The following is an 18,900-nucleotide window of genomic DNA, read 5'->3' as shown; positions in this document are numbered from 1 at the left end:
CGTCGGTCTCGCCGATCCGCCGGGACCCGATCTCACCTGCGCGCAGCAGCCGCAGCAGCGCGTCGCCCGGGGTCATCGGCTCGGCGTCGGTGCCCCGCAGGTCGAGGTAGAAGCGGCCGTCCGGGTACTGCTCGCGCAGCTGCTCGGCGAGGCGGACGGCGAGGGCGGTCTTGCCGTAACTCACGCAGCCTGCTTCCGAACTCCGACACCGCATCAAGATCACATACGGTGCCGGGGTCCGGCAGCGGCGGGCATCACTCCGGGGCGTGCAGGGTGAAGGTCGTCCACACTCCGACGTGGACCTGATCCCCGTCCTTCAGGGTCCTGGACTGGCCCGCGGTCAGCGGCTGGTCCTCGTCGTTGAGGTACGTGCCGTTGGTCGAACCGAGGTCGGTGACCAGCCACACACCGTCGATGTTCAGGGTGAGTAGCGCGTGGTTGTGCGACACCCCCGGATCGGTGTCGGCCAGGTCGATCTCCGGGCTGGTGCCCTTCGACGAGCTGGCCCGGCCGATCCGGACCTGCGGCGGAGTCAGCGTGATGGTGCGCTCCCCGGTGTCGGCCGGGAAGCTCACCCCCTCCACCGCGTTCATCGCGAAGTACGCCGGGTCGGCGACCACCGTGGCGGTCCAGTCGGCGGCCGGGGCCGCCGGGATCGGCAGCACCTCGGTCAGCTGGGGCACCTTGCCCGTGGTGTGGTCGTAACCGCAGTCCTCGCAGAACCGGGCGCTGCCCGCGCGTGGCGTCCCGCAATGGGGACAGAGTTCGCCCCTGGGTGCGGTGTCCACCAGCGTCGGCGGGTCGGCCGGCGCGGAACCGATCAGCGCCCCGCATGTGTCGCAATAGTCGGACTCGCCGGAGTCATGCCCGTTGGGGCAGCGGTAAGTGGTCACTGCGACCGCCCTACCCGCACCGTCTTGGTGCTCTGCGTGTCCAGCGCCATCTCGTCCGCCGCGTTCACCTTGCGCCGCAGCCGCACCGTGCCGGTCGCCGCGTCCTCGATCTCCACCACCTTGGCCAGCAGCTCCTCGGTCGCCGAGTTCCCGCTGGCGTGCGCCAGCTGTGCGGCCCGGCCGAACTTCAGCGTCGCGGTCCGGTCGTCGCCGGCCTCCCGGGCGGCGATCCCCTCCTGGATCGCGTCGGCCAGCTCGGCTTGCCCGGTGTAGTGCGCCACCTGCCGGTTGATCCGGGTGCTCAGCGCGGTGTCCTCGGTCCACACCGCCCGCACCAGCGACTGCGCGTGCACCGTGTCGCCTTCGACCACCGAGATGCGCGCGGCCAGCATCTCGTCGCCCGACTTTCCCGGTGGCACGTCGATGCAGACGTGGTAGTCGCGGCTCTCCTGGCCCCAGGAGCCCAGCGGGTAGCGCCCGGCGCGCGGACCGTCCTCGGACCGTTTGCCGGTGAGGTCCAGCACCTGCGGCTCGACCTGTTTGACGAAGCGGACCGTGGCGTTCACCGGGGTCCACACCTTGAGCTGCACGTCGGCCGCGGTCTTGCCCATGGCCGCGGTGATCATCTGCTCGAACGCCGCGGTCAGTCCCTCCGGGCGGGCCACGATGTCGACGGTGCCCAGCATCGCGGTGGCGATCTTGCGCAGCTCGGAGACCTTCCAGTTCGTGCCGACGCCGCGGCAGTCGCAGACGAACCGGCCGCCGACCTGCTCCAGCACGCTCTCCAGGTAGCCGTACCGCTCGCCGTTGTCGCCGTCGGTGAGCAGGATGGCGTGCTTGATGTCGCCCGGTCGCTGGTCGAACAGCTGGGCGGCCAGCAGCAGCCAGGCGCCCATCGCGGTGCCGCCGCTGGCCTGCAGCCGGTCGATCGCCCGCAGCGCGTCGGCGCGGCTCTGCGGGGTGGCCACGGCCAGTTGGCCCGGGTCCGGGAACAGCTGCTGCGCGGTGCTGACCCCGGCGATGATGGCGAACCGGACGCCGTCGTCCAGGCAGTTCACCGCCGCCTTGGCGGCCTGCCGGGCGGCCGCCATCCGGCCCTCGGCCTGCATCGACCCGGACGCGTCCACGATGATGATCTCGGTCGCCTCGGCGCTGCGGCGGCCGCCGTCGCCGCCCGAGGAGGTGACGGTGACGATCGCGTTGACCTCGCTGGCGCCCATCGCGAGGTACTCGTTCTGGAAAGCCTCGGCGCTGTAGGACACGGAAACTCCTTATGCTTCGCTGGGCTCGGTGATGTCGGCGTCGCCTTCGGCGTCCGCCGTGGATCGCGGGACCACCGGCACGATGGCCACGGTGATGTTGTCGGCGCCTCCGGCGGAATTGGCGTACGCCACGAGCGCCCGAGCGGCCTCCAGCAGCGGGCGTGGCCCGGTCGCCAGGGTCAGCGCCGACCGCACCGCGTCACCGAAATCGGCCGGGTCGGTCAGGTAGTTCCACAGCCCGTCGCTGCAGAGCACCAGGTGGCCCGGCGTCTGCGCGGTGAACGCGCCGAGATGCGGCAGGATCGGCCCGGCGTCGGCGCCGAGCCAGGCGGTGATCGCGTGCGCCTTCGGGTCGTTCATCGCCACCCGCGGGTCGGCACCCATCGCGATCACGTGCCGGGCCCACGAGTCGTCCTCGGTGAGCTGCTGGGCCGGGCCGCCGGCGGTCACCCAGTAGGCACGGCTGTCACCGACCCACCCGAAGCCGACGTGCGGGCCGCGGACCGCGGCGGCGACGATCGTGCAGGCCGGGTTGGAGGCGGCGCGGCGCGGATCGCCGTTGCCGACCAGGGCGGCGACGGCCTGCCCGGCCTCCTGGATCGCCGTTGCGACGATCTCGGCGATCGCCATCCCGGGGTCCGGTTCGCCGCCTGCTTCCGGATCGATTGCCGCCCGCGGTACGTCGTCGTCCGCCGGCCCGGCGGCCGCGACGCTCTCGACCGGCCCGGTCGCTCCGGCCGCGTCCGCGGCCTCGGCCACCTGGGCGGGCTCCAGCGGGTGCTGTGCCCGGGCCAGCAGGTCGCCGGCGGCCCGGGCGGCGGCCTCCGAGGCGACGTCCGGGTCGAACGAGGAGGAGACGCCGTCGCAGACGACCACGTCGGCCGCCTCGACACCGACCGCCAGCCACATGGCGTCCTCGTTGCGGTGGTGCCGCCGGCCCCGGTCACTGACCGCGGCCGCCACCGTGTCGCCGTCCGCCTCGACGTGGTCGCGGGGGCGCCCGGCCAGCAGGCCGCACTCCTCGCAGTAGCCGTCGGCGTCGACCGCGCCGGCCGCCGCGCAGTGCGGGCAGTCCCGGCCGCGTCGAGGCCCGGCGGCCGGGCTCACCGGCGTACCGCCGCCATCGTCCTTGTCGTTCGGCGGTTCCGCGCCGTCGCCGACGGCGGCGGTCTCGGTCAGCGGGCGCCCGCACGCCTCGCAGAACGCAGCGCCGGACGCGCGCCCCTCAGCACAGGAGTCGCACTCGGTCAGAATCAACTTGCCTTCTCTCGGGACGTGCCGGTGTGGTGCCTACTCAGGTGCGGGTTCGCGGCCGGGCCGCGTTCGCCAGATCGACCAGGCGGATCTTCTCGGCGCCGTGCGCGGCGCGGGCCATCTCGCGGTACGCGTCCTCCAGGGCGAACCGCACCTCCTTCTCCACCGTGTCGCCGGTGCGCGCCGGGCCGAGCACCGACGCCGGCACCTGGTGGCCGCCCCTGAGCGAGGACAGCGTCTGCTCCAGCAGCTCGGCGCGCAACTCGGCGAGCTGGGCGCGCTCCACCTCGAGCCGCTCGATCAGCGCCGCCGCGTCGGTCAGCGACTGCACGTCCACCTGCGCCACCGGATGCGCCCGGACCAGCGCCCGGACCGCGCCCACCTGGGAGATCGCGTACGCCGAGGAGGTGCCCGGCACCCGCTGGTACGCCTCCACCGCGCCGGCCCGGTCGCCGCCGGCGAGCCGGCAGCGGGCCAGCCCGGCGGCCGCCGTCGTGTACGCCGGATCGGTGCGGCTGACCACGTCGTAATACCACGCCGCCGAGCCGGGCCGGCCGGCCAGCTCCTCGGCGAAGGCGAACCCCAGCTGCGGGGCGAGCTCGCCGGGCAGCGCCGCCCAGACCGCCTCGAACCGGGTCCGGGCCGTGGTCCAGTCCTCGACGGCCAGCGCGAGCAGCCCGTCGTACCAGGCCAGCCGCCAGTCGTCGCCGTGCAGCTCGGCGAACGAGTCCCGGGCCTTCATCGCGTCGCCGAAGAAGCCGTGGCGGGTGCCCAGGTCGATCTCCGCCCGCAGTGCCCGCAGCCGCACCTCGGGGGTCTCCTGCGGGGCGTGCTGGAGCAGGGCGAGCACCTCGGCCGGATCGGTCACCGTGATCGAGGCGAGGAAGACCGCGGCCGGGTCGGCCAGGTCGATCAGCGGGGTGGGCAGGTCCTGCCAGCGCGGCGCGTCCGACTTCAGGTCGGTGCGCAGCTCACCGGTGAAGACCTTGGACGGCGCCGGTTTCGGGGTGCCTTGCGCGGCCACCACCTGGCGCAGTACGCCGAGCATCTGCTCCTGCATCTCGGCCGCGTCCACGAACCGCTCGTCCGGGTCGCGCCGGGTGGCCCGGTCGACCAGGCGGTAGAACGACTCGTGCTGCTTGTAGACGTCGAACGAGTCCCGGTCCGGCAGGCTCTCCTTGAACGTCGTCTGGTAGCCGCGGAAGTCCGTGGTGAGCACGGCCAGGGTGCGGCCGATCGTGTACAGGTCGGAGGCGACCGACGGGCCGTCGGTGGCCATCTCCGGCGCCTGGTAGCCGACCGTGCCGTAGAGCGCCGCGTCCTGGTCGTCGATGTGCACCACACCGCCGAGGTCGATCAGCTTCATCTGGTCGCCGGACTGGATCACGTTGTCCGGCTTGAAGTCGCAGAAGATCAGGCCGCGCTCGTGCAGGTAGCTGAACGCCGGCATGATCTCGATGAGGAATTCCAGGGCCTGGTCCAGCGGCAGCGGGTCGGCGTCGCCGTGGTTGGCGTCGCGGCGCTGCTTGAGCATGTCCTTGAGGGACTTGCCGCCGACGTACTCCATCACGATGTAGCCGGCGCCGTCGTGCTCGACGAAGTTGTAGATCTTGACGATGTTCGGGTGCTCGACCTCGGCCAGGAACCGCTGCTCGGCCAGGGCGGCGGCCAGCGCGTCCTCGTCACCGGAGTTGAGCAGGCCCTTGAGCACCACCCAGCGGCGCGACACGTTCAGGTCGACGGCCAGGTAGACCCAGCCCAGGCCGCCGTGCGCGAGGGCGCCGGCCACCTCGTACTGGCCGCCGACGACGTCGCCCTTGACCAGCTTCGGGGTGAAGTTGAACGCCTCGCCGCAGGACGGGCAGAAGCCGGAGGTGCGGCCCGGGCGGTCGCCGCGGGACCGGCCGACCGGGTTGTTGCACTTGGCGCAGTACCGCTTCGACTCCGGGACCTGCGCGTCCGCCATGATCGTGCTGGCCGGGTCGACCCTGGCGATCGGGGCGATCTCGACCAGGCCGCTGCCGAAGCGGCGGCTGGAGCCGGTGCGGCCGCTGCCGCGGCGGCTGGAGCCGGTGCGGGTGGAGAGGGCGCCGGTGGTCCGTGACGAGCTCTGCGTCCCGGTGTTCCGCGAGGCCTTCTCCGGGGTGCGCTGTGCCGGCACGCTCGGCGCACCGGCGACCGGGGCCAGACCGCAGGTGTCGCAGTAGCCGTCCTCGATGGTGCCGCCGCAGCCGTCGCGCCGGCACGTGCCGCCCGCCGGTGCCGCCGCCGCAGCGCTGGCCGCCGCAACGCTGGGCCCCGCCGCGCTGGGCGCCGCCGCCGGTGTGGTGGCCGGGGCCAGGCCGCAGTTGTCGCAGTAGCCGTCCTCGATGGTGCCGCCGCACCCGTCCCGCTGACATTTCATGACCGGGCATCCCTCGCGATCGTGGCGGTGAGCATTTCCTGGTACGCGTCGACCGCGCGCCGAGCCTGCTCCAGCTCGCAGGGCGCGGTGTGCAGAAGGGTCCGGGCCCGCTCGGCGAGCGGGGTGAGCCGGGGGTGTTCGCCGAGACCGTGGCGCAGCGCCTTGGCCTGGTAGGCGCTGAGCCGGCCGCGCAGCTCGTCCCGGTCGGCGAGCAACCGGTCGTTGTGGTGACGCACCGCGGCGAGCGCGGCCAGCCGCTCCCCGGCCTCCCGCGACCAGCGGGCCAGCCGGGGGCTGATCAGCGCCCACTGGCCGGCGGCCGCGAGCGCCTCGACCGCGGCCAGGTCGGGTCGCAGGTTCACGGCGCGGACCGTGGCGATCCGGTCGGCCGCGAACCGGCCGTCGACCCGCTCCCGGGCCCGGATCGCCTCCCGCTCCGCGCGGTCCAACTCGTCGGCCCGGTCGCGGGCGTCGGCCAGCCGGCGGTGCAGCGAGTCGCGCAGCTCGGCCGCCGAGGTGCGCTCCGCGTCGGCCCGCTGCAGCAGGTCACGGACCCGCTGCAGGATCGCCGGGTCGGCGCCGAGCGGGTCGCCGGCCAGCGTGCCGGTCAGGTCGCCGAGCAGCCGGTCGGCCTGGTCGAGCAGCGCGGTGGGCGCGCCCGCCTCCCGGCTGAGCCGCCGGGCCCGCTGCAGCGCGTCGGCCACCTCGCCGGCCGCCGGCAGCAGCCGCTGCCAGGCCTCCGAGGCCCGGGTGGCGACGTCGACGGCGGTGCTGAACGAGCGCTCCATCGCGGCCAGCAACTCGGCCGGTGAGCAGGTGGTGGTGACCTGCCCGGCGCCGAGCAGCCCGCGCTGGGCCAGCGGCACCGTGGTGGTGGAGAGAAGGATCGACGGGCCGAGCACGACGTGCACGTAGGTGGCCCGGTCACTGTCGCTGAGCCGCCGCTGGGCGCGCAGCGACTGGGCACGCGCGATCGACTCGGAGAGCATCCGGAAACCGTCCCAGAGCGCGGCCATCGCGACGCTCGCGTCGGCCCACTCGGCCGCCGTCCGGCCGGTCAGCGTCGCGGCGTCCAGCTCCTGGCGGGCCGGCAGCTGGTCGAGCTCGACGAGGTTGCGCGACATGGCTTCGACCGCGGTCTCGAGGCGCGCCAGCTCGGCGTCGGCGGGGGCTACCGATGGTGCCGTCATCGGTACTGTGCCGCCGGCGGCTTCGGCGCCGCGCCGAAGCGGCCCAGCCATGTCTCGTACGTTTTCGCCCAGGTGCCGTCCTGCCGGGCCCGGTCGAGCACCGCGTTGACGAACCGGGTGAACTCCGGGTGCTGCTTGTTCATCGCCATCCCGTACGGCTCCTCGGTGTATCGCTGGCCGACCACCTTCGCATACGGGTCCTGGGCGGCCATCCCGGCCAGGATGGTGTCGTCGGTGGAGATGGCGTCCACCTCGTTCTGCTGGAAGGCGACCAGGCAGTCGCCGAAGGTGGGCTTGGCGACCGGGATCGGCTTGGTCCGCACCCTGGCGATGGTGTCGTACGACGTCGAGCCGGTCGCCGCGCACACCTTCTGCCCGGCCAGGTCCTCGATCCCGGTCGCCGTAGAGTTGATCTTGACCAGCACCTTCTGCCCGGCCTCGTAGTACGTCGTGGAGAAGTCCACGTCCTTCCACCGGGCGCAGTTCGCGGTCATCGTGTCGGCGACCAGGTCCACGTCGCCGCGCAGCACCGCGTTGACCCGCTCGTTGTACGGGATCACCTTGATCTGCACCTTGTCCCGGTCGCCGAAGATCGCCTGGGCGACCAGCCGGGCCATGTCGACGTCGAACCCCTCGACCTTGCCGGTCTGCGGGTTGCGCGAGCTGAACAGCAGGGTGTCCTGGCTGGTGCCGAGGATCAGCCGGCCGCGCTGCCGGATCTGGGCCATCAGCGAGGCGGCCGGCATCGCGCCCGGCTGCGGCAGGGCGCCGCTCGGCCGCAGGCTGGCCCGCGGGTTGCAGGAGGTGTCCGGGGCCGGCGTGGCGCCGGTGGACGGGCCGGGCGCGGCGTCGATCACCGTGCCGCCGCTGGTGGTGGGGCCGGGGGTGGCGTCGTAGCGCGGCGACGAGTCGCCGGCGCAGCCGGCTGAGCCGAGCAGCAGCGCCGCGGTGACGATCAGGGCGAGACGGGCACGCATCACCGGTATTCCTCCAGACGGGCGCGGATGCCCACGAAAACCAGCGCACAGGCGGCCAGGGCGAGCAGGGGACCGAGCACGGTCAGCAGGGTCAGCCCGGCGCCGGCCCCGTCGATCTCGTCGGCGAACGCCGCCCGCCGCTCGCTGATCGACCGGTCCAGGGCGTCGGTGAGCCCGGTGAACGCCCGGGCCGAGGTGTCGCTCAGGGCCGCCTTGACCGCGCCGTCGTAGTCACCCCCGGCGTTCAGCTTCTGCACCTGCCCGTGCTCCTGCACGTAGGCCGCATGCTGCCGGCGGGCGGTGTCCAGCAACCCCGGCGAGGTGGCCCCTAGGCGGGGATCGTCGAAGTTGACCCGGCCGGAGACCGCCGCGAAGTCGGCCTCCTTGTCGACCGTGCCGCGGGACCCGAGGGTGAGCGCCTCGTCGGCCCGCTCGGTGAGCGCCGCGATCCGGATCTCGGCCAGCGCCGCGACCGGGGCCGACCCGTCCCGGGTGGCGTCGTCGAGGTGTGCCCGCTGGTTGGTGAACAGCACGCCGGTGGTCAGCGCGAGCAGCGCGAAGAGGGCGGTGGCGGCGACCATCGGGACGTTGAAGGTGCGCCGGGTGGTCCGGCTCAGGTAGCCCTGGCCGGCGACCAGCGCGATGCCCAGCGCCACGAACAGCACCAGCAGCAGGATCAGCCACCAGGAGCTGCGGGCCGTCGCGTAGCCCCGGGACAGGCCCCGGTCGGCGACCCGGAACAGCGCCTGCGCCTGCGGCTGCAGGGTCTCCCGGTTGAGCTGGGAGGCGGCCGCCAGGTAGGAGGCGCCGATCGGCAGGTTCTGCCGGTTGTTCGCCCGCGCGGTGGCGACCAGAGCGGCGTACCGGGAGATGCCGGTGGCCAGCGCCTCGACCTGACGGTCGGCGTCGCTGTCGTCGGGCGCCAGCCGGGCGGCCCGGGTCAGCGCGGCGCCGGCCCGGCCCAGGTCGTCGTCGTACCGCTGGGTCATCCCGGCCGGCTCCAGGCCGCCGGCCAGGAACGCCTGGGCCGCGGTGGTGTCCGCGTCGGCCAGCGTCGAGTAGATCGTTTCGGCCTCCACCATCAGCGGCTGGGCGCGCCGGCCGAGATCCGCGGTGCCGGCGCTCGCCGAGTGCGCGGTCAGCCCGGCCACCAGGCCGGTCAGCAGGCCCAGGGTGAGCAGGCCGGCGAGGATCAGCTGCAGCCGCCCGGGGGAGTGGTGACGCAGGTCGGCGACCCGGCGCGCCAGCCGGCCCGCCGGCGGCGAATAGGCCGCGGTCGCCGTGGGTCGATGCGCCAGGGTGGTGGTCACGCGTGCCTCCCGAGTGCGGGTCGTTCCTAGCCGTCCACTGTGCGTCACCGGTGCAACCGATCATCGCCAGCGCTCTGTCACAGCCGGTGCCCGGCGAGGTCTCCCGCCGGGCACCGGTGTCGCCTGCTGTCGCCGCGCGGCTCAGTCGAGCTCGCGTTTGAGCAGTTTGCCGGTCGCCGTCATGGGCAGCGACTCGACGATCTTGACGATCCGGGGGTACTTGTACGAGGCCATCTGCTCCCGGCTCCAGGCGACCAGCTCGTCCTCGGTGGCCGAGGCGCCCGGCTTGAGGATCACGTACGCCTTCACCTCCTCGCCGTGGCTGGGGTGCGCCACCCCGATCACCGCGGCCAGCGACACCGCCTCGTGGGTGAGCAGCACCTCCTCGATCTCCCGCGGGTACACGTTGAAGCCACCGCGGATGATCATGTCCTTGGCCCGGTCGACGATGTAGTAGAAGCCGTCCTTGTCCCGGCGCGCCAGATCCCCGGAGCGGAACCAGCCGTCCCGCATCACCTCGGCGGTCGCCTCCGGTCGGTTGTAGTACCCCTTCATGATGTTGTGGCCGCGGATCGCGATCTCGCCGATCTCGTCCACGCCGGTGACCGTGTTCCACTCGGCGTCGATCAGCTTGACCTCGACGCCCCAGATCGGGATGCCGATCGAGCCGGGCCGGGGCTCGCCGTCCGGGTCGCTGAAGGTGGCCACCGGGGAGGTCTCGCTGAGCCCGTACCCCTCCAGGATGGTGACCCCGAAGCGCTCCCGGACCGCCTTGATGATCTCGATCGGCAGGCTGGAGCCGCCGGAGACGGCGACCCGCATGTTCGCCGCGATCCGCTCGACGTCGACGCCCTCGTTGGCGCTGAGCGCGTTCAGCAGCCCCCAGTACATGGTGGGCACGCCGGCGAAGAAGGTCACGTTCTCGTCCTGCAGCAGCCGTACGGCGGCGTTCGCCTCGAACCGGGGCAGCAGCACCAGGGTGGCCGCCACCGAGAAGCCGGCGTTCATGTTGACCGTCGAGCCGAACGAGTGGAACAGCGGCAGCACCAGCAGGTGCGTGTCGGTGGCCGGCTGGGAGTTGAACAGCCGGTTGCAGGTGAGCGCGTTGAGCACCAGGTTCGAGTGGGACAGTTCGGCGCCCTTGGCCTGGCCGGTGGTGCCGCTGGTGTACAGGATGACCGCGGCGTCGGTCTCGGCGCGCAGCACCGTCTCGAAGGTCGGGCCGTGCCCGGCGAGGGCCTGCCCCAGGGTTTCGGTGCCCTCGATCGGCGAGGCGGCCGCCGGGTCCGCGGTGATCAGGAAGAAGTGCTCGCAGTCCGCGGCGCCCTCGAAGCCGGCCCGGCCCTCGACGCCCATCGGCAGCTCGGCGGTGCCCTCGAAGCAGAAGTACGCCGTCGCCTGCGAATCCTTCAGGTGGTACGTGATCTCCCGCCCCTTGAGCAGCACGTTCAGCGGCACCACGACCGCGCCAGCCTTGAGGATGCCGTAGTAGACGATCGGGAAGTACGGCAGGTTCGGGCAGGAGAGGGCGACCCTGTCACCCGGCTGGATGCCACGCGCGACCAGCATGTTCGCCACCTGGCCGGCCGCCGCCTCCACCTGGGCGTAGGTCAGGCGCTGCGGGCCGAGCACCACGGCGGCGCGGTCCGGGTGACGACGGGCGCTGTCCTCCAGCAGAATGGAGAGGTTGAGCATCCGGTGGATCCCTTCGAGTGGTGCTGTGACTGGTGCTGTGACGGCGGTCTCATCCCAACATGAGCCTGCCTCGCGGCGGAACCACCGTTTCGGCATTGTTTCCCCGGCGGTATTCGTCAGGTCGCCGGTTTTTGTGCCGATGGCGACGGCGTGGGAATTCCGGTGATGGAAGCGGTGCACGTCGGTCGGCAGCCGATCTTCGACGCGCAGGGCGCTGTTGTCGCATACGAGCTGCTCTTCCGCGGCCGTATGGACGACGTCGCGTCGGGCCGTCAGGACACCTATGCGACCAGCACCGTCATGATCAACGCGTTCACCGAGTTCGGGATCGCGGAGGTGGCCGGCAACCGGCCGTGCTTCATCAACCTCACCCGTGAGTTCGTGACCGGCCGGCTGCCGTTGCCGTTCGGTCCGGAACAGGTCGTGCTGGAGGTTCTGGAGACGGTCACCGTCGACGACGAGGTGATCGAGGGGATCACGCAGCTGACCGCGGCCGGCTACAAGATCGCCCTGGACGACTTCGTCTGGGGCTCCGGTCACGAACAGCTGCTCGCGCTCGCCTCGTACGTCAAGCTCGATCTCCTGGACGGCGACCTCAGCCGGCTCGACGAGATCGTCGCCGCCTGTCGTCGGTACCCGGGCATCGCGCTGGTCGGCGAACGTCTGGAGACCGACGAGCAGATCGCGATCGCGGACCGCTACGGCATGGAACTGCGGCAGGGGTACGCCCTGAGCCGCCCCCAGGTGCTCAGCGCCCCCAGCATGTCCCCGTCCCGGCTGCGCCGCCTGGAACTGGTCGCGGCCCTGATGTCCCCGGACGTCCCGCTGGAGAAGATCACCTCGATCATCGTCAGCGATCCGGCTCTGGCCATGCGCGTCCTGCGGGTGAGCAACTCGGTGGCGGCCGGCGTGGTCAGCCGGATCTCCTCGGTGCGCCAGGCGGTCATGCTGGTCGGCCTCACCCGGATCCGCCGCTGGGCCACCCTGATGGTGGTCGACGACGTCGCCGAGGCCCCGGAGGAGCAGCTGCTCACCGCGCTGACCCAGGCCCGCCTCTGCGAGAACCTGGCCCAGCGCTTCGGCGCCGACCCGGGTGCCGCCTTCGTGGCCGGGCTGGTCACCGGGATGGCCCGGCTGATGGGTTTCACCCCGACCGCGATGGCTGAGCACCTGCCCCTGACCAGCGACGTCTCGGACGCGCTCACCCACGGCACCGGCCGTCTCGGCATGGTGCTGGGCGCGGTCCGGGCCTACGAGGCCGGCGAGCCCGGCTCCGAGGACCTGGCCGTCCCGGCGCTGGACGCGATGCGCTGGTCCACCCGCACGCTCACCGCCGCGCACCGGTTCAACCCCAAGCGGCGTCGCTGACCGGGGCCCGGCTATCGGCTGACTTCAGTGTGCTACCGGTATTTCCGGTAAAAGGCACATCCAGCGCTTTCATCCCTGTAATGATCATTTTGGGATGCAAGTGGGCGGGGGACGGTGGGACACATGGGGTTCGAGGAGCGCGCGACCGCGCCGGTGATGAGCCGGCGCACCATCATCACGCTGGATCTCCCCGGCGGGGTGCCGTCGATCTGCCGGCTCCGGCCCACCGACCCGGTCACCGCTGAACGCTTCGTGGTCCGGCGCGAACTCGCCCCGGCCCACTGCGGCGTGCCGATGATGCTGCGCGTCCGGGTGCTCGACGCGGTCGACCGTCCGCTGCCCGGGGCGGTCCTGGAGATCATCCACCGGGGCCCGCTGCCGACCGCGCCCGAACTCAGCGGTGCCCAGGTCACCGACCCGCACGGGTACGCCGAGTTCAAGACGGTCTATCCGGGCTGGGCGTCGGACCGGCCGGCCGGCATCGACCTGGTGCTGTACCTGGCCGGCTCGTGCGACCGGGGCCGCCTGCACTTCCCGGCCCCGGTGACCGCCCAGGTCGCGAGGCTCACGGCGTACCGGGAGAACCCGGACCCGCTGCCGCCGCCGGAGCCGCCGGCCGGGTTCCCGAACATCGTGCCCCGCGACCGCTACGACCTCGCGGCCGGCCTGCTCGCCTCGATCAACGCGGTCACCGACCGGTAGCTCCGCCCGGCGGCTCGGATCGGCGGGCGGACGCGGCCTGGTCCGCCGCGGCGGCGGCCCGCAGGTGGGCCAGCACGAGCGGATCGATCGACCCGGGCACGATGCGCATCTCCAGGTTCTCGATGCCGGCCCAGGACGCCAGCGCCTCGTCCAGGTCCGGTTCCGTCCGGCCGGCCCCGCGCAGCCGGTCCGCCACCTCTGCGGCCAAGGAGCCGGTCAGCGGCAGCAGCGTCGTCGGGTCGGGGCGTTCGAAATACAGGGTGTGCACGGCGAGCAGCCGGGCGAGTTCGGTGACCGGGTCGGGGTGGTCGTCCACCCGCAGGTCGGCCAGGACGTCGCCGGTGCCCGCGTACCCCCGTCCCTTGGCGACCACCAGCAGCGCCGCGCTCTGCCGCCCGCGCCGGTCACCGCCCGCCTGATCGCCCGCGCGGAGCGCGGTGACCAGCCGATGCGCCAGCCGCGCCTCGCCGGTGGACCGCAGCCAGGTGTCCTCCATGTCGGCCACGACGGCCGGCCCGGCCAGCATGTTGCCCTGAATGGCGTAGCCGTCGCCGGCCGTCCCGCCGGCCCACGGGTGGCAGGCCGGCCCGGTGTAGGTGGCGCCCGGCCCGCTCGCGCCGACCACGCCGACCTGCCGATGCCCGACCGGGCCGTCGTCGCCGGCGACCAGCGCCCGCACCGTGTGCTCGGCCGGCACGCCGGTGGACAGCAGGGTGAGGGCCTGCGGGCGGTAGGCGAGGTTGGCGTACGACTGGGTGGCGACCGCTCCCACGTCGGCGAGGGCGGCCGGGACCGCCGCGCCGACGCCGAGGAACCTGCTGGCGACGGCCACCCCGAACATGTCGGCGGAGCGGGCCACGATCGAGAACGTCATGTCCGGCACGCTATCCGATCCGCAGCGGGTTGTGATCTTCGTCGGCCGGCGATAACGTACAACCAAATGGTTGTAGATGGAGCGAACGAGGACCGCGTGTTCCACGCGCTCTCCGACGCCACCCGCCGCGACATCCTGGCCCGGGTCACCCGGGCCGGGGAGTCGGTCTCCGGCCTGGCCGGGCTCTACCCGATGAGCTTCGCGGCGGTGCAGAAACACGTCGCCGTCCTGGAGCAGGCGGGCCTGGTCACCAAGGAGCGGCGGGGCCGCGAGCAGATCGTGCACGGCGACGTGGCCGCGCTGCGCGGTGTCGTCGGCGGGCTGCTCGACACCTATGAACGGATCTGGCGGCAGCGGGCCGACCGGATCGCCGACATCCTTCTGGAGGAGGAGCAGTGACCGTCCGCGAGACGATTCCCGACGCCGAGGCGTTGACCCTGACCTTCGTCACCGAGTTCGACGCGCCGGTCGAGCGGGTCTGGCGGGTCTGGTCCGACCCGCGCCGGCTGGAGCGCTGGTGGGGGCCGCCGACCTGGCCGGCCACCTTCGAGCGGCTCGACTTCGTGCCGGGCGGTGCGGCGCGATACCACATGACCGGCCCGGACGGGACGAAGGCGCGCGGCTGGTGGTCGATCACCGCGATCGACGAGCCGTACCGGTTGGAGTACGACGACGGCTTCGCCGGCGACGACGGTGAGCCGCTCGACGCCGATCAGCCGATGCACGCCGTGGTGACCCTGGAACGGGCCGGCGACCGCACCCGGATGACCGTGGTCAACCGGTTCGCCGACGCCGCCCAGTTCGAGCGGCTGATGACGATGGGCATGGCCGAGGGGATGGGGCTGGCACTGGGCCAGATCGACGAGCTGCTCCGGGCGGCCTGACGGCGTCCCCGACGGCCGCTCAGGTGCCGGCCGCGTCCATCACCGCGCGCAGGTGCCCCATCGGGTCGGTCAGCTCGCCGGGCAGAAAGTCCTCGTACCAGATCCGGAAGGCGGCGGTGCTGCAGGCGACCAGCAGCCGCCGCCGCCAGTCGGCCGGATCCGCCCCGGGGTGCCGCGCGGCGAGCATCCCGGCGATGTCCGGCTCGGTGTCGGTGCGGATCACCAGGCCGCACGTGCGCAGGTGGGTGGAGTCCTGCACGACGGTGCGCAGCGCGGCGAGCAGCTCCCGGTTGGTCACCACGTGCCGGGCCAGCCGGGTCATCGCCTCGCGCATCACCGCCCGGTCGTCGGCCTCCGGCGGTGCGCCGGCCACGTAGTCGGTGACCAGCCCGGTCATCTCCCGGACGGGCTCCGCGACCACGTCCTGCTTGCCGGCGAAGTACCGGTGGAAGGTGCGCGGGGCGATGTCCGCCGCGGCGCAGATGTCGCTCACCGTCACGTGGTCGTAGCCGCGCTCGATGAACAGCTCCCAGGCGGCCCGTACGGTCGCCACCCGGTTCTGCTCCCGTTTGCGGTCTCTCAGGTTGGTGCCGGTCATTCCGGGATTATCGCCGACGCCGTGTCTTGGCGCGGTCTGCCTTGTGGCATGGTCTGCCACGAGATTGACGCAGTCGGGATGACCCACGTGCCCGCTCGGAGCGGGCGGCGACCACCGACGCGGCCCTGCCGGAGTGACCACGGCGGTGATGCGGCCGGCGATCACCGCCGGCCGCGTCACCCGCGGTCCGCTGCCGGTTGCGGCGGCGATGGCGGCGGTACGCGGGTGGCAGGGCACAATCGGGGAATGCAGCCGGCGCGGGTGGATCATGGCGTGGTCAGCGGGACGTTCAGCCTGGACGGGCAGACGTTCGACGTCGACAACAACGTCTGGGTGGTGGGCGACGACACCGAGTGCGTGGTGATCGACGCGCCGCACGACGTCGACGCGATCATGGCGATCGTGGGCGAGCGCCGGGTCACCGCGATCGTCTGCACCCATGCCCACGACGACCACGTGCGGGTCGCCCCGGCGCTGCGCGAGCGGACCGGCGCGCCGATCCTGCTGCACCCCGCCGAGGCCCCGCTCTGGAAGCTGACCCACGGCGACGCGGTGACCTGGGACGCGGACCTGGCCGACGGTGACCGGGTCCAGGTGGCCGGCACCACGCTGACCGTCCTGCACACCCCGGGTCACGCCCCGGGCGCGGTCTGCCTGCACGCCCCCGACCTGGGTTGCGTCTTCACCGGCGACACCCTGTTCCAGGGCGGCCCGGGTGCCACCGGCCGGTCCTACTCCGACGCCGACCTGATCGTGGCGTCGATCGAGGCCCGGCTGTTCACCCTGCCGGGCGCGACGGTGGTGCACACCGGACACGGCGCCGACACGACGATCGCGGCGGAGCGCGCCTGAGCGGCGGTGTCAGAGTCTGGCGTCCAGCGAGACCAGCCCGGGATGGGTGCGCAGGAACGCAGCGATCCGGTCCCGCTGGACGGCCGCGAAGAACGGCGTGACCGTCGGCGGCAGTTGCTCACCCTGGTAGGCGCCGTTCTCGAAGAGCGGATAGCCGGGCAGGCCGATCCCGGTCATGTCCCTGGTCCGCAGCGACCCCAGGGCCGCCGCCCAGTCGGCGATCGGGTGCCCGTTGCCGATGAAGGTGAGCGAGCTCCCGACCGTCGCGGTCAGCCGCGGCAGGGCGGCCGGATCGGTGAGGATCCGCCGCTTCATCTTCTTGGCCAGCGCCTGCACGAACTGCCGCTGGTGACGCTGCCGGTCATAGTCGGAGTGCGGCAGTCCGTACCGTTGCCGGCAGTAGTCGAGTGCCTCCCAGCCCTGGAAGTGCACCGGCTTGTCGCTCTTCGGATAAACCTTCTGCACGCCGATGTACGGCCGGTGGCAGTCGTCGTGGCCCGGGCACTGCGGGAGCCGGTCCCGCGAGGTGCCGTCCGGTTTGCGGTGCTCGGAGACGACCGTCTCGTCCACCGGCACGCTGACTCCGCCCATCGCGGCGACCAGCGTGGTGAACCCGCCGAAATTCAGGATCGCCCCGGCGTCGAACCGGATCCCGGTGACGTTCCGGATCGTCTCGGTGAGCAGCTCGAAGCCCTGCGCCGGACTGTACCGGTGCTCCCCGATCCGGCTGCCCAGCGCCATCGCCGCATTCAGCTTGGCCCGTTGCGCCGGGCTGCCCGACTTGGCGAACGCCGGGATCGGCACCACCAGATCCCGCGGCAGGGAGAACAGGTAGGCGCCGCTGCGGTCCGCCGGGATGTGCGCGACCACCATCGAGTCGGAGAGCGGCGCGGTGTGGTCGTCGCGCGGGTCGATGCCGATCAGCAGGATGTTGAGCGGTCCCCGGATCGGTTCGGTGAGCGCCCCGATCACCCCCGCCCGCAACTGCGCCGCGGCGGCCGGCAGCCCGCCCAGTGCCGTGGCCGAGAGTCCGCCGAGCGTGTTCACCGGCCCGGCGAATCCGGCGGAGGTGGCCAGAAGGCACCCGACGGCGATGCCGCACTTCGCCCAGAGCCGCATTTATTCTCCTATAACCCGATTCATCCCAACCTGCGGATGGTCGCACGGGACGCCGGCCTGCTCTTAGCGAACGCTTAGGTTTCCGCCCTTCACGTCTTAGGCGCGGCGCCGAATCTTGAGGACATGACCGCGACAGCTCTGCGCCCCCCGAAAGCGCCCCTCGGCAACACCCCGCGCTGGTACGCCGACCTCGGTGGCGTGGCCGCCGCGATCAGCCTGCTGATCGTGGTGGCGCTCTGGGTGGGCAACCGCGGGCTGCAGCAGATCGCCGGGGGCGGCGCCGAGGCGATGTCGGCGGCCGGCCGGCTGACCGGCCTGATCGCCTCCGACCTGCTGCTGCTCCAGGTGCTGCTGATGGCCCGGATTCCGGTGGTCGAGCGCGCGTTCGGGCAGGACCGGCTGGCCCGCTGGCACCGGTGGACCGGGTTCACCTCGTTCTGGCTGATGATCGTGCACATCGTCACGATCACGCTGGGCTACGCGGCGTCCGCGCACGCCACCGCCTTCGCCGAGCTGTGGGACATGATCTGGACCTACCCGGGGATGCTGCTGGCCACCGCCGGCACGCTGCTGCTGATCCTGGTGGTGGTCACCTCGGTCCGGGCGGCCCGGCGCCGGTTGCGCTACGAGTCGTGGCACCTGCTGCACCTCTACGCCTACCTCGGGGTCGGGCTGGCGCTGCCGCACCAGCTGTGGACCGGCGCCGACTTCACCGCCTCGGCCGCCGCCCGGCTGTACTGGTGGACGCTGTACGGCGTCTCGGCCGGTGCCGTCCTGGCCTACCGGATCGGGCTGCCCGCCTGGCGCAACCACCGGCACCGGCTGGTCGTCACCCGGGTGGTCCCCGAGGGGCCGGGCCTGACCTCCGTCTACCTGTCCGGCCGGGACCTGTCCGGGCTGCCGGCCCGGGCCGGGCAGTTCTTCACCTGGCGCTTCCTGGACGGTCCGGGCTGGACCCGCGCCAACCCGTACTCGCTGTCCGCGACGCCGGGCGGCGACCAGCTGCGGATCACCGTGAAGAACCTGGGCGACAGCAGCTCCCGGGTGGCGAACCTGCGGCCGGGCACGAAGGTGCTGGTCGAGGGCCCGTACGGGAAGCTGACCGGGGAGACCTACACCGGTGGCCCGGTGGTGCTGGTGGCCTGCGGCATCGGCGTCACCCCGCTGCTCTCGCTGCTCGGCGAGCTGCCGTACCGGCCGGGCGAGGCCACCCTGATCTACCGGGCCCGCTCCGAGGCGGAACTCGCCTTCCGGGGTGAGCTGGAATGGTTCGCCGCGCACCGCGGGGTCCGGGTGGTCACCCTGCTCGGGCCGCGCGCCGGCCACCCGTCCTGGCTGCCCGCCGACGTCGCCGCGCACGGCGACGTCCAGGCGTTGCGGCAGATCGCGCCGCAGATCGCCGGCTCGCAGGTATACGTCTGCGGCCCCGAGGCCTGGACCGCACAGGTGCACGCCGCGGCCCGGGCCTCCGGGGTCGCCGCCGACCGCCTGCACACCGAACTCTTCTCCTGGTAAGGA

Annotated in this window: 17 protein-coding genes; 6 read left to right on the top strand and 11 right to left on the bottom strand. The window is 72.7% G+C overall.

Translation table 11 applies throughout. The annotated features are described in order from the left end of the window. Positions 1–254 precede the first annotated feature (254 nt). The 8 genes from ACSP50_RS25485 to ACSP50_RS25450 all read right to left on the bottom strand — a co-directional run bounded on the left by ACSP50_RS25485 (position 255) and on the right by ACSP50_RS25450 (position 10,985). The gene (locus ACSP50_RS25485; protein WP_014692169.1) at positions 255–893 is read right to left on the bottom strand and encodes an FHA domain-containing protein; all 639 of its coding nucleotides are present in this window, start codon (positions 891–893) and stop codon (positions 255–257) included. Beyond that, the gene (locus tag ACSP50_RS25480; protein WP_014692168.1) at positions 890–2,155 is read right to left on the bottom strand and encodes a VWA domain-containing protein; all 1,266 of its coding nucleotides are present in this window, start codon (positions 2,153–2,155) and stop codon (positions 890–892) included. The genes ACSP50_RS25485 and ACSP50_RS25480 overlap by 4 nt, the downstream gene beginning before the upstream one ends. A 9-nt stretch (positions 2,156–2,164) precedes the next feature. Continuing rightward, the gene (locus ACSP50_RS25475; RefSeq protein ID WP_014692167.1) at positions 2,165–3,412 is read right to left on the bottom strand and encodes a PP2C family serine/threonine-protein phosphatase; all 1,248 of its coding nucleotides are present in this window, start codon (positions 3,410–3,412) and stop codon (positions 2,165–2,167) included. A 37-nt stretch (positions 3,413–3,449) separates the two neighbouring features. Next, a complete protein-coding gene (locus ACSP50_RS25470; protein ID WP_231956715.1) occupies positions 3,450–5,813 on the bottom strand; it encodes a serine/threonine-protein kinase in 2,364 nt (787 codons plus the stop codon). Then, positions 5,810–7,003: a hypothetical protein gene (locus tag ACSP50_RS25465; protein ID WP_080128009.1), complete on the bottom strand. Its 1,194-nt coding sequence runs from the start codon at positions 7,001–7,003 to the stop codon at positions 5,810–5,812. Before ACSP50_RS25465 ends, ACSP50_RS25470 begins: the two co-directional genes overlap by 4 nt. After that, positions 7,000–7,980 (bottom strand): glutamate ABC transporter substrate-binding protein, encoded by a 981-nt coding sequence (locus ACSP50_RS25460; RefSeq protein WP_014692164.1) that lies wholly within the window; start codon positions 7,978–7,980, stop codon positions 7,000–7,002. Before ACSP50_RS25460 ends, ACSP50_RS25465 begins: the two co-directional genes overlap by 4 nt. Further along, positions 7,980–9,290 (bottom strand): hypothetical protein, encoded by a 1,311-nt coding sequence (locus ACSP50_RS25455; protein ID WP_014692163.1) that lies wholly within the window; start codon positions 9,288–9,290, stop codon positions 7,980–7,982. Before ACSP50_RS25455 ends, ACSP50_RS25460 begins: the two co-directional genes overlap by 1 nt. Before the next feature lie 141 nt (positions 9,291–9,431). After that, positions 9,432–10,985 carry a long-chain fatty acid--CoA ligase gene (locus tag ACSP50_RS25450; RefSeq protein WP_014692162.1) on the bottom strand — a complete coding sequence of 518 codons (1,554 nt, stop codon included), beginning with the start codon at positions 10,983–10,985 and terminating at the stop codon, positions 9,432–9,434. Positions 10,986–11,135: 150 nt separating this feature from the next. Between ACSP50_RS25450 and ACSP50_RS25445 the strand changes: the two genes are divergently transcribed. Together ACSP50_RS25445 and ACSP50_RS25440 are read left to right on the top strand one after the other, a co-directional pair. After that, positions 11,136–12,353, top strand: coding sequence for an EAL and HDOD domain-containing protein (locus ACSP50_RS25445; RefSeq protein ID WP_099343870.1), 1,218 nt, complete (start codon positions 11,136–11,138; stop codon positions 12,351–12,353). Positions 12,354–12,476: 123 nt separating this feature from the next. Next, a complete protein-coding gene (locus ACSP50_RS25440) occupies positions 12,477–13,055 on the top strand; it encodes a hypothetical protein (protein ID WP_014692160.1) in 579 nt (192 codons plus the stop codon). Here ACSP50_RS25440 and ACSP50_RS25435 read toward each other — a convergent pair. Further along, the gene (locus tag ACSP50_RS25435; protein WP_014692159.1) at positions 13,042–13,929 is read right to left on the bottom strand and encodes a DUF1028 domain-containing protein; all 888 of its coding nucleotides are present in this window, start codon (positions 13,927–13,929) and stop codon (positions 13,042–13,044) included. The genes ACSP50_RS25440 and ACSP50_RS25435 overlap by 14 nt on opposite strands. Before the next feature lie 66 nt (positions 13,930–13,995). Here ACSP50_RS25435 and ACSP50_RS25430 point away from each other — a divergent pair, with 66 nt between their 5' ends. Further along, on the top strand, positions 13,996–14,328 hold the full coding sequence (locus tag ACSP50_RS25430) for a metalloregulator ArsR/SmtB family transcription factor (protein WP_043512165.1): 333 nt from the start codon (positions 13,996–13,998) through the stop codon (positions 14,326–14,328). Further along, positions 14,325–14,813, top strand: coding sequence for an SRPBCC domain-containing protein (locus ACSP50_RS25425; RefSeq protein WP_014692157.1), 489 nt, complete (start codon positions 14,325–14,327; stop codon positions 14,811–14,813). The genes ACSP50_RS25430 and ACSP50_RS25425 overlap by 4 nt, the downstream gene beginning before the upstream one ends. 19 nt (positions 14,814–14,832) lie before the next feature. Here ACSP50_RS25425 and ACSP50_RS25420 read toward each other — a convergent pair whose 3' ends face one another. Then, the gene (locus ACSP50_RS25420) at positions 14,833–15,411 is read right to left on the bottom strand and encodes a TetR/AcrR family transcriptional regulator (protein WP_014692156.1); all 579 of its coding nucleotides are present in this window, start codon (positions 15,409–15,411) and stop codon (positions 14,833–14,835) included. A 246-nt stretch (positions 15,412–15,657) separates the two neighbouring features. On the opposite strand from ACSP50_RS25420, the gene ACSP50_RS25415 reads away from it, so the two are divergent. Then, the gene (locus ACSP50_RS25415; RefSeq protein WP_043512161.1) at positions 15,658–16,263 is read left to right on the top strand and encodes an MBL fold metallo-hydrolase; all 606 of its coding nucleotides are present in this window, start codon (positions 15,658–15,660) and stop codon (positions 16,261–16,263) included. A 9-nt stretch (positions 16,264–16,272) separates the two neighbouring features. Here ACSP50_RS25415 and ACSP50_RS25410 read toward each other — a convergent pair whose 3' ends face one another. Beyond that, positions 16,273–17,382 (bottom strand): LCP family protein, encoded by a 1,110-nt coding sequence (locus ACSP50_RS25410; RefSeq protein ID WP_014692154.1) that lies wholly within the window; start codon positions 17,380–17,382, stop codon positions 16,273–16,275. Positions 17,383–17,505: 123 nt separating this feature from the next. Between ACSP50_RS25410 and ACSP50_RS25405 the strand changes: the two genes are divergently transcribed. After that, positions 17,506–18,897 carry a ferric reductase-like transmembrane domain-containing protein gene (locus ACSP50_RS25405; protein WP_014692153.1) on the top strand — a complete coding sequence of 464 codons (1,392 nt, stop codon included), beginning with the start codon at positions 17,506–17,508 and terminating at the stop codon, positions 18,895–18,897. Positions 18,898–18,900: the final 3 nt, after the last annotated feature.

Source organism: Actinoplanes sp. SE50/110, from assembly GCF_900119315.1.
Lineage (GTDB): Bacteria > Actinomycetota > Actinomycetes > Mycobacteriales > Micromonosporaceae > Actinoplanes.
Note: the sequence above shows the minus strand (reverse complement) of the source record. Positions and strands in the feature narration are given on the sequence as shown.

Bases quoted from the DNA above. Each gene is read 5' to 3' on its own strand.
- ACSP50_RS25470 (WP_231956715.1), bottom strand. From the start codon at position 5,813: ATGAAATGTCAGCGGGACGGGTGCGGCGGCACCATCGAGGACGGCTAC.
- ACSP50_RS25465 (WP_080128009.1), bottom strand. From the start codon at position 7,003: ATGACGGCACCATCGGTAGCCCCCGCCGACGCCGAGCTGGCGCGCCTC.
- ACSP50_RS25460 (WP_014692164.1), bottom strand. From the start codon at position 7,980: ATGCGTGCCCGTCTCGCCCTGATCGTCACCGCGGCGCTGCTGCTCGGC.
- ACSP50_RS25450 (WP_014692162.1), bottom strand. From the start codon at position 10,985: ATGCTCAACCTCTCCATTCTGCTGGAGGACAGCGCCCGTCGTCACCCG.
- ACSP50_RS25440 (WP_014692160.1), top strand. From the start codon at position 12,477: ATGGGGTTCGAGGAGCGCGCGACCGCGCCGGTGATGAGCCGGCGCACC.
- ACSP50_RS25435 (WP_014692159.1), bottom strand. From the start codon at position 13,929: ATGACGTTCTCGATCGTGGCCCGCTCCGCCGACATGTTCGGGGTGGCC.
- ACSP50_RS25430 (WP_043512165.1), top strand. From the start codon at position 13,996: ATGGTTGTAGATGGAGCGAACGAGGACCGCGTGTTCCACGCGCTCTCC.
- ACSP50_RS25420 (WP_014692156.1), bottom strand. From the start codon at position 15,411: ATGACCGGCACCAACCTGAGAGACCGCAAACGGGAGCAGAACCGGGTG.
- ACSP50_RS25415 (WP_043512161.1), top strand. From the start codon at position 15,658: ATGCAGCCGGCGCGGGTGGATCATGGCGTGGTCAGCGGGACGTTCAGC.
- ACSP50_RS25410 (WP_014692154.1), bottom strand. From the start codon at position 17,382: ATGCGGCTCTGGGCGAAGTGCGGCATCGCCGTCGGGTGCCTTCTGGCC.
- ACSP50_RS25405 (WP_014692153.1), top strand. From the start codon at position 17,506: ATGACCGCGACAGCTCTGCGCCCCCCGAAAGCGCCCCTCGGCAACACC.